The organism is Kitasatospora sp. NPDC096204 (assembly GCF_044763205.1).
GTDB lineage: Bacteria > Actinomycetota > Actinomycetes > Streptomycetales > Streptomycetaceae > Kitasatospora.
Genome location: NZ_JBIWFT010000003.1, coordinates 277,816 through 292,592, shown reverse-complemented (window position 1 = coordinate 292,592; position 14,777 = coordinate 277,816). Strand labels below are relative to the sequence as shown.

Sequence of the window (14,777 nt, the reverse complement as noted above, 5' to 3'; positions counted from 1 at the left end):
GCGGCCCTTCTGTTTTGTCCGGTACGCAAGACCATCCAGGCCCTCCGGGGCCTCCGGCCCAGCACCACCAGTCACCTGGGTCGGAACCACTGAGAAAAGACGAGGAAGACGCCCACAGTGTCCACGGTCATCACGCCGCCCACCCCGTCCGTACCGCAGACAAGCCAGATCACCAAGGCCGACCAGGCCGACCCCCCGGAGGTTCCTTCCATGCAGCTCAGCTCGATCGAGCAGGCCGAGTCCCTCGGTCTCCCCATCCCCTGCCGCGCCTTCGACCCCGAGGTCTTCTTCGCCGAGACGCCGGCCGACGTCGAGTACGCGAAGTCCCTCTGCGGCACCTGCCCGGTGAAGGACGCCTGCCTGGCCGGCGCCCTGGAGCGGCGCGAGCCGTGGGGCGTCTGGGGTGGCGAGCTGTTCGTCCAGGGCGTCGTGGTGGCGCGCAAGCGTCCCCGTGGCCGTCCGCGCAAGACCGAGGTCATGGCGTGAACCCCGCCCACGAGGCCAGGGGTGTCCGCCGGGGAGAGCAGCCCCCGCTGGACAGCGCCCTCCGCCGATCCGTGCGGATCGCCGCCGCCAAGGCCGACGCCGCAGCCCGCATCCCGTTCCCGAGCAAGCACCACGAGCAGGACCACGACATGAACCCCGCCGCCGTCGATCCCACCGCCCGCGCCGAGCAGGCCACCGAACTGCAGACCCAGAACAGGATCCTCGAGATGCAACTCCTCCACGAATCCCTGGCCCGTGCCCATATGCAAGACAGGCGGCACGAGGCCGAGAACCAACGGCTCGTCAGCCGGGTCGTCCGGGCCCACAGGCTCAAGCAGCGGGCCGAGCGGGCTTCGATGCGCGCCCGCAAGGCGCTCGCCGTCGCGTTGATGTAGGGCCCCGGCCCGAGGGCCCGTCCGCCGCAGGCCCTCCCGGACTCCGGTCCACCCCCGTCGTGCCGCAGGCCGCTCCCCGTCGCCGGGGAGCGGCCTGCGGCCGTTGTCGCGGTGCCGGGTCAGTCCTTGCGGACCCGGGCCCGCTCGGCGTCCTCGTGGGCCGGACGGGCCTGCTGCGCGGGGCCGGTGAGCTTGCCGGGCTTGGCGAGGCTCCCGGGCTTCTCGTGGCTCCCGGGCGTCGCCGAGTTTCCGAGCTTCGCGGGGCCCGCCGACCGCTGGTGGGCGAACTCGGGCAACCACTCCAGCATCTCCGCGCGGAACGGCGCCTTGGCGCCCAGCTGGCAGAGCACCCCGATGGTGCTCAGCGTCACCCGGTGGATCAGCAGGTACGCCGGGGGCAGGTTCAGCTGCTTGCCCAGGTTGTAGGCGGGCGAACGCGGGTCGGCGATCCGGGCCGCCTGGGCGCGCATCCAGGTCCGGGTGAAGTGGAAGTTCTCCACCGCGGCCGGCTCGATGATCGGCAGCAGGTAGTCCAGCACCGCGTCCGGGTCCAGCCGGATCGAGGGCTTGACGAAGCCCTCCTCGCGCAGCATCCGGAGCACGCCCGCCGCGTCCCCGGCCAGCGCCATCCGCAGCGAGGCCCCGATCGGCGCGGGCAGCCCGCCGGGCAGCCGGTCCACGGTGCCGAAGTCCAGCACGCCCAGCCGCCAGCCCGACACCGGGCCGTCGTCCTTCAGCAGCCGGAAGTTGCCCGGGTGCGGGTCCGCGTGCAGCAGCCCCGTCCGGGACGGGCCCGCGAACAGGAACCGGGCCAGCAACTGCCCGGCGCGGTCGCGCTCCTCCTGGGTGCCGCCCGAGATCACCTCCGCCAGCGGGGTGCCGCCCATCCACTCCGTGACCAGCACCTGGTCGGCCTGAGCCACCACGCCCGGCACCACGATGTCCGGGTCGTCCGTGAACTCCTCGGCATGCCGGTGCTGGGCCTGCGCCTCCAGCTCGTAGTCCAGCTCCTCGGAGACGCGCTCGCGCAGCTCGGTGATCAGCGGCTTGACGTCCAGCCCGGGGATCAGCGGGCCCAGCAGCCAGGCCACCCGGCTCAGCTGCGAGAGGTCCGCGAGCAGTGCGTCACCCGCGCCCGGGTACTGCACCTTGACGGCGACCGTACGGCCGTCGTGCCAGACCGCCTTGTGCACCTGGCCGATCGAGGCGGCGGCCGCGGGGCGGTCGTCGAACTCCCGGAACAGCCCGCGCCAGTCCTCGCCGAGCCGCTGGGCGAGCGCGGTGTGCACCTTGGCGGCGGGCATCGGGGGAGCGGCGTCCTGGAGCTTGGTGAGCGCCGCCCGGTACGGCCCGGCGACCTCCTCGGGCAGCGCGGCCTCGAAGACGGACAGCACCTGCCCGAACTTCATCGCCCCGCCCTTGAGTTCGCCGAGGACCTTGAACAGCTGGTCGGCGGTGGCCTGTTGGAGCTCGGCGGTGACCACCTCGGCGGAGCGGCCTCCGATCCGCTTGCCCAGGCCGAGCGTGGCGCGACCGGCTATCCCCAGCGGCAGGGCGGCGAGCCGTGCCGTGCGGGTCACTGCCTTGCGCGGAAGATCGCTCACCCCGGGCCTCCAATCCCTGGCCGCCCGGTTCCGGGCGGCCGACCATCTCTACGCCATTGTGCCCGCTCCCTGTCGCCCGCCCCGCGGAATTCCGCGGGGCGGGGCGGGGAGTGGCTTCCCTTTGTGGGGAGTTGGGTGGCTTGGGGTGGTGGGGTGGGGGAGGGGGTGGTGGTTCTGCGCAGGAAGTCGGCTCGGCCGACTTCCTGCGCAGGGGTGTGATTGTCGCCTTTCCCCGGGGCCCCCTCCCCCCTCCCCCACCCCACCCACCCTCGCCACCTGCCCACCGCACCCGCACCCGCCACCCACTGCCCTGCGCCCACCACCCGCCCACCACCCGCCCGCCTCGTGCCCCGCGCGGTGGCTCCCTGTCCTCTGCCGGCCCGCGCCCTGCCCCGGGCAGGGCGCGGGCCGTGGGAGGCCTCGTGCCCGCCCCTGGGGGCGTCGACCCCGGCGAGGGGTTCGTCGGTACCGCGGGCTCACCTGACCGTCGGCTCGTACGGCCGGTGGGTGCCCGTGGTGCCGTGGGGAGGCCAGGGGCTGCCGAGCCGTGCAGCCGCCGGGCCTGCTCCCGTCAGACTCGTCCTCCTCCTTCCGCTCCTACTGCTCCTCCTCAGTTCCTCACCCCGGCGGCAGCGGCTGCCACAGGCAGCCGCAGTCCGGGTGCCCGCGCAGCCGCAGGCGCCGTGGCATGCCGTCCCGGGCCGACACCTCGCACCAGCCGTCCACGCTCGGTGGTCGACCGCCGTCCAGGAACACCTGGATGTGCAGTGCCGCCAGTCCGGCGACCGCCGTCGCCAGTGCCGTGTCGCAGGCCGGTGTCCGGGCCCGGCCGGGGCCGCCGTCGGCCAGCTGGGCCAGCACCCGCGGCCAGGCCGCGTCCTCGTCCTCCCGCCGCAGCACCAGGCAGTGCCCGCAGGCCGACATCCCGGGGATCACCAGTGGCCCGATGACGCCGAACTCCTCGACCACACCCACATAGAGGTGCGGCACCCCGGCCCGTAGCAGCAGCCGGGCCTCGTACGTCCCGCCCGCGAAGGCGGCGCTGCCGTCCCGGGGCGCGAGGACCACGAAGTCCGGTGGCGGGTCCCCGGGCCGCGGCCGGGGCACCGGCACCGGAGCCCGGCCCGCGGCGCGCTGCACCGCTTCCCGGGCCGCCGTCGCGCGCAGCCGTCCGACGTCCCCGGGCGGCAGCCCGGCGGGGGAGCAGTCGCCGGGCTTGACCCGGCCGCCGTCCGCGACCGTGACCGTGCCGGTGCCGCCCGCGGCGAGCACCGCCGCCACGGCGGCGCCGACCCGGCCCGCGCCGCGGACCTCGATCCGTGCGTCGGCTCGGCGGCCCAGGACCGCCGGTGCGGCGCCCGGGCCGGAGTGGACCAGGGAGAGCGAGGCGAGGTCAGGGCCGAGCAGGTCCCGCTGCTGCTGGGGGAAGCGGGCCAGTGCGCGGTCGCCGGCCTCCGCGTCGTCGAGCAGGCCGGTCTCCTCCAGGTCGGCGAGCAGGGCGTCGGCCGGTTCGCGGCCGAGCCCGATGCGTTCGCCCTCGTTCAGGAGCTCCGGTCGGTCGCGCGTCCCGTCGAGCAGCGCGAGGAAGTCGCAGAGGGTCTTGTCGGCGTTGCCGAGCACCCCGGCGAACCGGGTGACGGTGCCGAACTGCAGGGTCTCCGAGTCCCGCCAGCTGCGGGACAGCGCGGGTTTGAGGGCGAGGCGCACGACGATCTCCCTTCCGATCGTTTCCGGACGGCTGACGGCAGCTTGCCCCATCGCGTGGATGTCGTGCGGAAGGTTATCCACAGGACCGCGCGTATGATCGGGCCATCCGTTCGCACGCCCTGTGGATAACGTGGCATCCCCTCGGGCGTCGCTTTCCGGACACCCTCCGTCGGCTTTTCGTTCGCGATCGCTCCATGAAAGATTCCGGCCGGGGCAGCGGACTTCTGTCAGGGGTTCCGGGTAACGTCGTGTGCCATGGCAGCCGAGCGGGACTCCCATCCACCGGCGTCGCGTCGGCGTGCCCGTGCAGCGTCAGGGTCGCAGGTCGCGGAGCCGAACACGCGCGGGCGCCCGGACCAGCGGCAGCAGCAAAGACCGGCCCCGTCGCAGCCGCCGCCCGCCGCTGCCGCGGCCCCCGAGGCGCAGGACCGGAGCCGGGTCGAGGTGCGCCGCAGCGCCCGCCGCAGCCGTACCGTCTCCGCCTACCGCGAGGGCGACCGCACCGTCGTGCTGATCCCGGCCCGGATGTCGCACGCCGAGGAGCAGCGCTGGGTCACGCAGATGCTGGAGAAGCTCGCCGCCCAGGAGTCCCGGCGGATTCCCGGGGACGAGGGCCTGATGGCCAGGGCCCGTGAGCTGTCGGCTTCCTACCTGGGCGATCGGGCCCGGCCGAGCCAGGTCCGCTGGGTCACCAACCAGAATTCCCGCTGGGGTTCCTGCACCCCGAGCGAGGGGACGATCCGCCTCTCGCACCGTCTCCAGGGCATGCCGGAGTACGTGCTGGACTACGTGCTGTTGCACGAGCTGGCGCACCTGCTGGTGCCGGACCACGGCCCGGCGTTCTGGGCCCTGTTGGAGTCCTATCCGCGGACCGAGCGGGCCCGCGGCTATCTGGAGGGTGTGGTCTCCGCCGCCCGGCTGCCGCACATCCCGGGTGCTCGGCACGCGGCCCCGGACCCGACCGGGCCGGATCCGGCCACGTCCTCCTGCGGCTGAGGGTGAGCGGGGGCGGTGCGGGCGGGGTCGGGGCGGCAGGAGCGGTGGGGCGCGGTCGGTTTGACCGGAGGAGCGACGGAAGGGGGCGCGGGCCAATAGGCTCCGCGCCCCCTTCGGGTGTCACGCCTCAGCCGGTCAGCTGCCGTGCCCGGGCGACCAGGTCGCGCACCGAGTGGTCGGTGAGCTCCGGCAGCCGGTCGTAGTCGAACCAGCGCAGGTCCAGCGACTCCTCGCTGATCAGCGCCTGAGCGCCGGCCGGGGCCAGCGCGATGTACTGGACGTCCAGGTGGGTGTTCTCCGGCCGGTCCTTGCCGGTGCAGCGCACCAGGTGCCGGTCCAGCTTCGCCGGTACCGGGGCACCGTCGCTCTCCAGCAGCACCAGGTCGGGGATGCCGGACTCCTCGACGGCCTCGCGCAGCGCGGCCGAGGCGAGGTCGGGGTCGCCGGGCTCGCAGTGCCCGCCCATCTGGAGCCACATGCCGACCTTGGGGTGCAGCGTGAGCAGCACCCGCCCGGCGGCCGGGTCGACGACCGCCGCGCTCGCGGTGATGTGCGCGGGCAGGCAGGAGCGGTACAGGCCGTCGGGCCGCGCCGCGAGGTGCTCCAGGTAGTCGAGCCGCAGCCGCTCCTGGTCCTGGTCGGCGGGCCGCCACCCGGTCAGCGTGCGGACGGCGTCCGCGTGCAGGGTGGTGGCGGGCGTCTCGGTGTCCGTCATGCGGTGGGCTCGCCCTTTCCGTCGGTGCCGTCCTCGTCGGTCTTCGGCTGCTCGTCCTTCTTGGTGAGGTCGGGCTTGCCGGCCGCGGCCTCGCCGAGCAGCTTGTCGAGCGCGTCGAAGTCGATGCCGCCCTCCAGATCGTCGGCGGAGCCCCGGTGCACGAAGGCGTCCGGGTCGTCCAGGTCGGCGGCGGTGGGCAGCATGTCCGGGTGCTGCCAAAGCGCGTCGCGGCCCTCGACGCCGCGGGCGTCGGCGAGCAGCGCCCAGAGCCGGGAGGCGTCGCGCAGCCGGCGCGGGCGCAGCTCCAGGCCGACCAGGGTGGCGAAGGTCTGCTCGGCGGGCCCGCCGGCGGCGCGGCGGCGGCGGACGGTCTCGCGCAGCGCGCCGGACTGCGGCAGGTGCGGTTCGGCGGCGGCGTGCACGACGGCGTCGACCCAGCCCTCGACCAGCGCGAGCGCGGTCTCCAGGCGGGCGAGCGCGGCCTTCTGTTCGGGGGTGTCCTCGGGCTGGAGCAGGCCGCCGGCCAAGGCCTCCTGGAGCGCCTCCGGGTTGCTCGGGTCGAGCTGGCCGACCAGTTCCTCCATCCGGGAGGTGTCCACCTTGATGCCGCGGGCGTAGGCCTCGACGGCGCCCAGCAGGTGGGCGCGCAGCCACGGCACGTGGGCGAAGAGCCGCTGGTGGGCGGCCTCGCGCAGGGCGAGGTAGAGCCGGACCTCGTCGGCGGGCACGTTCAGGCCCTCGCCGAACTCGGCGACGTTCTGGGGCAGCAGCGCGGCCTTGCCGGCCGGGGCGAGCGGCAGGCCGACATCGGTGGAGCCGACCACCTCGCCGGCGAGCGCGCCGAGCGCCTGGCCGATCTGGGTGCCGAACATGGCGCCGCCCATCGAGCGCATCACGCCCATCAGGGGGCCGGCCATGGCCTGCATCTCCTCGGGCAGGACGCCGCCCATGGCGTTGCCGACGCGCTCGGCGACCGGGTCCACCAGGTCCTTCCAGACCGGGAGGGTGGCCTCGATCCACTCGGCGCGGCTCCAGGCGACGGCGGTGCCGGCGCCGGAGGGGAACTCGGTGGAGCCGTCGAGCCACAGGTCGGCCAGGCGGACGGCCTCGGCGACGGCGGAGCGTTCGGCGTCGCTGACCGAGCGGTCCTTGCTCTTGCCCTCGGCGGGCTCGGCGACCACGGTCTGGCGGGCGATGTTCTTGGCGAGGTCCCAGTTCACCGGGCCGCCCTCGAACGAGAGCATCTGGCCGAGCTGCTGGAAGGCGGCGCCGAGGTCGCCCGGGTTCATGCCGCCGAACATCGCGGCGAAGGGGTTGTCGGCTCCGGCGCCGCCGGGGCCGCCCGGGGTGCCGGGCAGGCCGAACATCGCGCCGAAGGGGTTGCCGCCGCCGAAGCCGAACGGCTGCGGGCCGTTGCCGGACTGCTCCTGGTCCTTCTTCTTCTGCGCGTCGTCGGGCTTGGCCTTGCCGTCCTCGGGCTCCTCGGGCGGAACGCCGAATCCGAAGGGAAGGTCGCTCACGGGGTCCTCGATCCGGTCGGCCGTCATGCGGGTGTGGCGGAAAAGTCTGCGCCCGGGGCGGCGGCGGAGTGGGGGACTCGGGGGCGGCTCCCGCGCGGCAGGCCCGCGCCGGGTGCACCGCCGGGCCTTCGCCTCGGGCAGGATGGGCGTACGTGACACACGTCCGTACGCACATAAAGCTAACCGTGGAGGATGGCCGGTGAGTTCCCCGCCCTCGGACGTTCGCTCTGGGCTGACCGGAGGAGAGGACGCGTCGGACACCACGGAGTCGCCGCCTCCAGCCTACGGCGGTCGGCTGCTGACCGTGGCGGTCACGGGTGCCGCGGGAGTGCTGGGCGAGCGGGTCGCCGCCCGGCTGGTGGCATCTCCGCACGTGCGGAAGGTCCTCGCGGTGGACGACCGGCGGGGCGACGTGCCGGGCGTGCAGTGGCGGGTGCTCGACGTGCGGGACCCGGCGGTGGCCGAGCGGCTGGCCGGGGTCGACGTGGTGGTGCACCTGGCGATGGACTTCGGCATGGAGTCCGACGCCCGGGCCCGCAGCGCCTACAACGTGCGCGGCGCCCAGACGGTGCTGACCGCCGCCGCGGCCGCCGGGGTGCACCGGGTGGTGCTGTGCACGTCGGCGATGGTCTACGGGGCGCTGGCCGACAACGAGGTGCCGCTGGCGGAGGACTCCGAGCTGCGGGCGACCGAGGAGGCCTCGCTGGTCGGGGACCTGCTGGAGATCGAGCGGCTGGCCCGCCGGGCGCCGCGCGCCCACCCGGGCCTCCAGGTGACGGTGCTGCGCCCGGCCGTGGTGGTGGGCCCCGGCGTGGACACCGTGCTGACCCGGCACTTCGAGGCACCCCGGCTGCTGGTGGTGGCCGGGTCCCGGCCGTGCTGGCAGTTCTGCCACGTGGACGACCTGGCGGCGGCGCTGGAGTACGCGGTGCTGGGCCTGGTCGAGGGCGAGGTGACGGTCGGCTGTGACGGCTGGCTGGAGCAGGAGGACGTGGAGCGGCTGTCCGGGATCCGGCGGATGGAGCTGCCGGCCTCGCTGGCGCTCGGTACGGCGGCGCGGCTGCACCGGCTGGGACTGACCCCGGCCCCGGCCGGGGACCTGGCGTACACGATGTACCCGTGGGTGGTGTCCGGCAGCCGGCTGCACGAGGCGGGCTGGCGCCCGGCGCACACCAACGAGCAGGTGCTGGCCGAGCTGCTGGAGCAGGTGTCCGGCAAGCACGCGGTGGCCGGGCGCCGGCTGGGCGGCAAGGAGGCGGCGACCAGTCTGGGGGCGGCCGGGGCGACGGTGGCGCTGGTCGGTACGGCGGCGCTGGTGCGCCGGGCCCGCAGGCGGCGGCGGTTCTGACCGGCCGGTGCCGGGTCGGTGGGTGGCGGTCCTGACCGGCCGGTGCCGACGGGGCGGGTCGGCGGGCGGCGGCGGGGCTTCTCACGATGCGAAATCCCCGCCTCGTGATGCGGAAGGGGGCTTGCCCCGTCCGGTGCCGGATGGGGAATCATGGGGCCATGTCCGAGAACCACGACCCCATCCGCCTGCTCGCCATCCGCGACACCCCGCTCTCGCTGGACGAGGTGTACGAGGCAGTCGGTGACGACGCGGCGGGCGGCACCACCGTCTTCGTCGGGACGGTCCGGGACCACGACGGCGGAAAGTCGGTCTCCGCGCTGGAGTACAGCTGCCACCCCACCGCCGAGCGGGAGATGCGCCGGATCGCCGAGAAGGTGGCCGCGGACTTCCCGGTCCGGGCGCTCGCCGCGGTCCACCGGGTGGGCCGGCTGGAGATCACCGACAAGGCCGTGATCGTCGCCGTCTCCTGCGCCCACCGCGGCGAGGCCTTCGCCGCCGCCCGCCGGCTGATCGACGACCTCAAGCACGAGGTGCCGATCTGGAAGCACCAGGTCTTCTCCGACGGCGAGGAGGAGTGGGTCGGCGCCGGCGGCTGCTGAGGACCGCTCCCGGCCCGGCGGAACCGACCGGCGCGCCTCGCGGAACCGGCCTGCGCACCGCGCGGAACCGATCGGCACACCTCGCGCGTCCGACGGGTGAGGCGCGCCGGGATCTCACTCCAACGGGCCTGTGACGGCGCTCCGAATACTCCCCGGAAGTGAGCGATCGGCCGTCCCGTAACCCGGACGGCGCCGGCCGCGTTGTCCGCCGGAGTGGTTAATCTGCTCATAGACACGACGAGCTGGGAGTACTGGTATGAGTGCGCTCGCCTGGCTGATCATTCCGGGTGTCGCCGGCGTCGCCGCCGGCCTCTGGGCACTGTGGGCCCAGCGGGAACCGCGGGCCGCCGGGGATCCGGCCTCGCTCGCCGAACACCAGCGCTTCATGGCCGCCATGGAGCGCACCACCGCGGGCACCGCGGCCCCGGGGGAGGGCTCCGGCAGGTAGCCCGGCGGGCGCCTGTTCACGCCCGTCCCGTACTGTCGAGGCATGCCACGCCGCTCCGCGACGATGCTCGCTGCCACCCTGCTGCTCATAGCGCTGCTCTGCGTCTCGGTGCTGATGAAGGTTCCGTACACGGAGATGAGCCCGGGGCCGACGTACAACACGCTCGGCAATCAGGGCGGCAAGCCGGTGATCAGCATCAGCGGGCACGACTCGTACCCGACGACGGGCAACCTGAACATGACCACGGTGCAGGTCACCGGGGCCAAGTACGAGCCCAGCCTGGTCAACGCGGTGGTCGGCTGGCTGCGGGACGACGTGCTGGTGGTGCCGCACGACAACGTCTACCCCAAGGGGCAGTCGGACGCGGAGGCCAAGAAGCAGAACGCCGAGGAGTTCGCCTCCTCCGAGGACAGCGCCCGCACCGCGGCGCTCAAGCAGCTGGGCATCCCGGTCGGCAGCGAGCTGATCGTGAAGTCGGTCACCGCGGGCGCCCCGGCCGAGGGGCGGCTGCACGCGGGCGACCAGATCGTGGCCGTGGACGGCACCCCGGTGGGCTCGGTCGAGCAGGTGGTCGCGGCCGTCACCAAGCACAAGCCGGGCGAGTCGGCGGTCTTCACCGTCGTGCCGCGGGTCAAGGACGGCAACGGCGCCGCCGCCGCGGGCGGGAAGACCGACGTCACGGTGCCGACCGCACGGGCCAAGGACCTCGACCCGCAGGCCCCGGCCGAGCGGGCGGAGCTCGCGGTGGTGGGCATCGGCACCGGGCTCCGGCACACCTACCCGTTCCAGATCGACATCGGCCTGCAGGACGTCGGCGGCCCGAGCGCGGGCCTGATGTTCTCGCTCGGCATCATCGACAAGCTCACCCCGGGCGGTGACCTCACCGGCGGCAAGTTCGTGGCCGGCACCGGCACCATCGACGACGAGGGCAAGGTCGGCCCGATCGGCGGCATCTCGATGAAGCTGATCGCCGCCCGGGACGCCGGGGCCCAGTACTTCTTCACCCCGTCCTCGAACTGCGCCGAGGCGAGCAAGAACGTCCCGTCCGGGCTGACCCTGATCAAGGCGGACACGCTGGACGGCGCGCTGAAGTCGCTGGAGCAGGTCCGCTCCGGGCAGACCTCCGCGCTGCCGTCCTGCGCCGCCAAGTAGCCGCCGGGCCAAGGAGCCGCCGGGCCGCTGAACCTCCGGGCCAAGGAGCCGTCGGCGAACCTCCGGGCCAAGGAGCCGCCGGCGGCCCGGGAAGGCCGCCGCCGGGAAGGCGTCAGGAGAAGGTCGCCAGCAGCGCGTCGGTCAGGCCGGGCACCAGGTCGGGGCCGGTCAGCACCTCGCGGGCGACGTCCTTGGAGCGCAGCCGCAGGGCGATCTCCTTCTTGCCGTCGCGGAGCACCGCGGCGGTGATCCGCACCTCCTCGCGCTTGGGGTGGTTGGCCACCCACTCGGCGAGCTGGGCGTCGCTGGCGCCCCGCGGGCGGGACTGCTCGGCGCCCGGGGGCAGCATCAGGCGCTCGACGACCAGGGCGCAGCCGGCCACGGAGTCGGGCCAGGCGATGGTGCCGAGGAACTTGTCGAGCTCCATGCCGGCGGGCAGCTCGTCCTGCTCGATCGGGGTGAGGCCGGCCTCGTCGCCCTCGGCGAGGCCGAGCTGCTTGGCGATCTTGGGGTTGGCCTTGCGCAGGGCGGCGCTGTCCACCAGGGCGAAGAGTCGGGCCGGGAGGTCCCAGCCGAGGGTGGCGGCGTACTCGTCGATCTCCAGCGCGGCCCGGGTCAGCGGGGTGGCGGCCGGGAGCTTGGAGACGTCGTCGGGGGAGTTGTTCAGATCAGACGCGTCGGACATGCCTCAATCCTCACACGCCGGGCGGGGCGCGCCCGCCGGGCGGGTGGCTGTCGTAACCGTCTGCTAACGGTGGGAACTCGGCCAAAGCCTGGTTAAGTTTCTCTGACGACCGACCCCATTCAGACGACACAGCCGAGGTGCCACCGTGGTCTTCCAGATGCCCGAACGCTCAGGGCCGGGTTTCCGGCGAAGGGTAGGCCCGCCCTCCCGGCGGGCGCGGGTGGCCCTGCTGACCCTGGGCGTGCTCGCGGTGCTCTTCCTGTTGTTCGTCATGTTCGCGGGCTTCTGGACGGACTGGCTGTGGTTCAAGTCGGTCCGCTTCTCCTCGGTGTTCACCACCCAGCTGTGGACGAAGGTCGGACTGTTCGGGGTCTTCGGCCTGTTGATGGCGGTGATCGTCGGCTTCAACATCTGGCTGGCGCACCGGCTGCGGCCGCCGCTGTCGGCGATGTCGGTGGAGCAGCAGAGCCTGGACCGCTACCGGTCGGGCCTGGCGCCGTTCAAGCGCTGGGCGCTGATCGGCGTCTCGCTGGTGATCGGTCTGGTGGCCGGTGCCGCGGCCTCCGGGCAGTGGCGGACCTGGCTGATGTGGACGAACGCGACCTCCTTCGGTGAGAAGGACGCCCAGTTCGGCATGGACGTCTCGTTCTACGCGTTCGACCTGCCGTTCTACGAGTTCGTGCTGGGCTTCGCGTTCAGTGCGGTGATCGTCTCGCTGCTGACGTCGGCGATGGTGCACTACCTGTACGGCGGGCTGCGGCTGCAGGGTCCGGGCCGCCGGGCGAGCGTGGGGGCGCAGGGGCACCTGGCGGTGCTGCTGGGCGTGTTCGTGCTGCTGAAGGCGGTCGCGTACTGGCTGGACCGGTACGCGCTGGCGGTGAAGACCGGCTCGTACAAGGGCGTCTCGGGGTGGACCGGCCTGCGGTACGTGGACGCCAACGCGTTCCTGCCGGCCAAGACCATCCTGTTCTTCGTCGCGATCATCTGCGCGGTGCTGTTCTTCCTGACCCCGATCCGCCGCACCTGGGCCCCGGCCCTGATCGGCCTGGGGCTGATGGTGCTGTCGGCGGTGCTGATCGGCGGGCTGTACCCGGCGATCGTGCAGCAGTTCCAGGTCAAGCCGAACGAGCAGGCCAAGGAGACGCCGTACATCCAGAAGAACATCGACGCGACGCGTCAGGCGTACGGGATCGCCGACGCGCAGACCATCCCGTACACCCCGCAGGGCACGGCCACCGCGGACGCGCTCAAGCCGGACGCCCAGACCATCTCGGACATCCGGTTGCTGGACCCGAACGTCGTCTCGCCGGCGTTCCAGTCGCTGGAGCAGCAGCGCAACTACTACGCCTTCCCGAACACGCTGGACGTGGACCGGTACGGCAGCGGGCAGGACAAGCAGGACAGTGTGATCGGCCTGCGCGAGCTGGACCTCAACGGCGTGCAGCGCAACTGGATCAACGACCACTTCAAGTACACCCACGGCTACGGCGCGGTGGTGGCCAAGGGCAACCAGGTCGACGACAAGGGCCAGCCGGTGTTCACCGAGTCGGGTCTGCCGGCCACCGGCACGCTGGGCGACTACCAGCAGCGGATCTACTACGGCGAGAAGACCACCACGTACTCGATCGTCGGCGGCTCCAACAAGGAGATCGACTACACCGACACCAAGACGGGCCAGAACGCGGAGACCACGTACGAGGGCGACAGCGGGGTCTCGCTGGACAACCCGCTGACCCGTGCCGCCTACGCGGTGCGCTTCGCGGAGCCTCAGATCCTCTACGCGGGGGCGATCACCGACGGCGCCAAGGTGATCTACAACCGGACGCCGAAGGAGCGGGTGGAGAAGGTCGCGCCGTGGCTGTCGATCGACGCCGACCCGTACCCGGTGGTGCAGGACGGCCGGATCCTGTGGGTGCTGGACGGCTACACCACCTCGGACGGCTTCCCGTTCTCCTCGAAGACGACGCTGGGCACCGCCACCAAGGACTCGCTGACCAATCAGCGCGGTGAGCTGCTGACGGCCGCCAACCAGGTCAACTACATCCGCAACTCGGTCAAGGCCACGGTGGACGCCTACACCGGTGAGGTGAAGCTGTACCAGTGGGACGACAAGGACCCGGTGCTGAAGACCTGGATGAAGGCCTTCCCCGGCACCGTCGAGCCGAAGGCGGACATCCCGCAGACGCTGATGCCGCACCTGCGCTACCCGCAGGACATGTTCAAGGTGCAGCGCGACCTGCTCGGCCAGTACCACGTCACCGACGCGAACTCGTTCTTCAACGGCAGTGACATCTGGCAGACCCCGGTGGACCCGACCAGCGACACCAAGCAGGTCCAGCCGCCGTACTACGTGACGGTGCGGATGCCGGACACCAACGCCGCGAGCTTCTCGCTGACCAGTACCTTCGTGCCCAACCAGCGGCCCAACCTGGCGGCGTTCATGGCCGTCAACGCGGACCCGGGGGACGACTACGGGAAGATCCGCATCCTGAAGATGACGGGCGAGAGCGGGGCCCCGGGCCCCGGCCTGGTGCAGTCGAAGTTCAACTCCCGCCAGGAGGTGGCCTCGCAGATCACGCTGCTGAAGAGCGGCGGTGACTCGGAGCTGGAGTACGGCAACCTGCTGACCCTGCCGGTCGGCGGCGGGCTGCTCAACATCGAGCCGGTGTACGTGCGCGGGCGCGGTGCCAAGTACCCGACGATGCAGAAGGTCCTGGCGGTGTACGGGGACGACAACGTGGCGTTCGAGGACACCCTGGAGGCCGCGCTGAAGAAGGTGTTCGGCGGGGCGCCCCCGGCGACCACCCCGATCGTGCCGTCCACGCCCGGGACCGGGACCGCGCCGACCAACCCGACCACGCCGGCGCCGGGCGGGACGATCTCGCCGGAGCTCCAGAAGGCGCTCACGGACGCGCAGAAGGCGTACGGCGACAGCCAGACGGCGTTCAAGAACGGCGACTGGGTGGCGTACGGCAACGCCCAGAAGGCGCTCGGCGACGCCCTGAAGGCCGCCGAGGCGGCGCGCGGCGCCGGTGCCGCGCCGGCCCCGGGCGGCACTCCCGCCCCCGGTGCCACCGGCGCCGGATCGCCCGCTCCGCAGCCGTAGCCCGCTGAGCTGCGGC

At 73.0% G+C, this 14,777-nt stretch carries 13 protein-coding genes; 8 read left to right on the top strand and 5 right to left on the bottom strand.

Annotation, left to right across the window (positions count from 1 at the left end; translation table 11 throughout):
- Positions 1-117: 117 nt before the first annotated feature.
- Both ACIQ87_RS04710 and ACIQ87_RS04705 read left to right on the top strand, forming a co-directional pair.
- Entirely contained in the window at positions 118-486 is a 369-nt protein-coding gene (locus tag ACIQ87_RS04710; protein WP_402401468.1) for a WhiB family transcriptional regulator, read from the top strand.
- A complete protein-coding gene (locus tag ACIQ87_RS04705) occupies positions 483-881 on the top strand; it encodes a hypothetical protein (RefSeq protein ID WP_402401465.1) in 399 nt (132 codons plus the stop codon). The genes ACIQ87_RS04710 and ACIQ87_RS04705 overlap by 4 nt, the downstream gene beginning before the upstream one ends.
- Positions 882-1,000: 119 nt before the next feature.
- Here ACIQ87_RS04705 and ACIQ87_RS04700 read toward each other — a convergent pair whose 3' ends face one another.
- Both ACIQ87_RS04700 and ACIQ87_RS04695 read right to left on the bottom strand, forming a co-directional pair.
- Complete coding sequence (locus ACIQ87_RS04700) at positions 1,001-2,485, bottom strand: ABC1 kinase family protein (RefSeq protein ID WP_402401462.1); 1,485 nt, start codon at positions 2,483-2,485, stop codon at positions 1,001-1,003.
- Between the two features lie 618 nt (positions 2,486-3,103).
- A complete protein-coding gene (locus ACIQ87_RS04695; RefSeq protein WP_402401459.1) occupies positions 3,104-4,192 on the bottom strand; it encodes a TOMM precursor leader peptide-binding protein in 1,089 nt (362 codons plus the stop codon).
- Positions 4,193-4,636: 444 nt separating this feature from the next.
- Here ACIQ87_RS04695 and ACIQ87_RS04690 point away from each other — a divergent pair, with 444 nt between their 5' ends.
- Positions 4,637-5,188, top strand: coding sequence for a M48 family metallopeptidase (locus tag ACIQ87_RS04690; protein ID WP_402401456.1), 552 nt, complete (start codon positions 4,637-4,639; stop codon positions 5,186-5,188).
- 127 nt (positions 5,189-5,315) lie between these two features.
- Here the strand turns inward: ACIQ87_RS04690 and ACIQ87_RS04685 are convergent, their stop codons facing one another.
- Positions 5,316-5,903, bottom strand: coding sequence for an NUDIX hydrolase (locus tag ACIQ87_RS04685; protein WP_402401453.1), 588 nt, complete (start codon positions 5,901-5,903; stop codon positions 5,316-5,318).
- Positions 5,900-7,423, bottom strand: coding sequence for a zinc-dependent metalloprotease (locus ACIQ87_RS04680; protein ID WP_402401451.1), 1,524 nt, complete (start codon positions 7,421-7,423; stop codon positions 5,900-5,902). Before ACIQ87_RS04680 ends, ACIQ87_RS04685 begins: the two co-directional genes overlap by 4 nt.
- A gap of 199 nt (positions 7,424-7,622) precedes the next feature.
- On the opposite strand from ACIQ87_RS04680, the gene ACIQ87_RS04675 reads away from it, so the two are divergent.
- From ACIQ87_RS04675 to ACIQ87_RS04660, 4 genes are all read left to right on the top strand, one after another.
- Entirely contained in the window at positions 7,623-8,771 is a 1,149-nt protein-coding gene (locus ACIQ87_RS04675) for an NAD-dependent epimerase/dehydratase family protein (protein WP_402401448.1), read from the top strand.
- Between the two features lie 158 nt (positions 8,772-8,929).
- Entirely contained in the window at positions 8,930-9,370 is a 441-nt protein-coding gene (locus ACIQ87_RS04670; RefSeq protein ID WP_392873376.1) for a molybdenum cofactor biosynthesis protein MoaE, read from the top strand.
- Positions 9,371-9,626: 256 nt separating this feature from the next.
- On the top strand, positions 9,627-9,818 hold the full coding sequence (locus ACIQ87_RS04665) for a hypothetical protein (RefSeq protein ID WP_392913660.1): 192 nt from the start codon (positions 9,627-9,629) through the stop codon (positions 9,816-9,818).
- A gap of 42 nt (positions 9,819-9,860) precedes the next feature.
- On the top strand, positions 9,861-10,970 hold the full coding sequence (locus ACIQ87_RS04660; RefSeq protein ID WP_402401444.1) for a PDZ domain-containing protein: 1,110 nt from the start codon (positions 9,861-9,863) through the stop codon (positions 10,968-10,970).
- A gap of 112 nt (positions 10,971-11,082) precedes the next feature.
- Here ACIQ87_RS04660 and ACIQ87_RS04655 read toward each other — a convergent pair whose 3' ends face one another.
- Entirely contained in the window at positions 11,083-11,655 is a 573-nt protein-coding gene (locus tag ACIQ87_RS04655; RefSeq protein ID WP_402401442.1) for a PPA1309 family protein, read from the bottom strand.
- 157 nt (positions 11,656-11,812) lie between these two features.
- Between ACIQ87_RS04655 and ACIQ87_RS04650 the strand changes: the two genes are divergently transcribed.
- On the top strand, positions 11,813-14,761 hold the full coding sequence (locus ACIQ87_RS04650; RefSeq protein ID WP_402401868.1) for a UPF0182 family protein: 2,949 nt from the start codon (positions 11,813-11,815) through the stop codon (positions 14,759-14,761).
- The last annotated feature ends 16 nt before the right edge of the window (positions 14,762-14,777 follow it).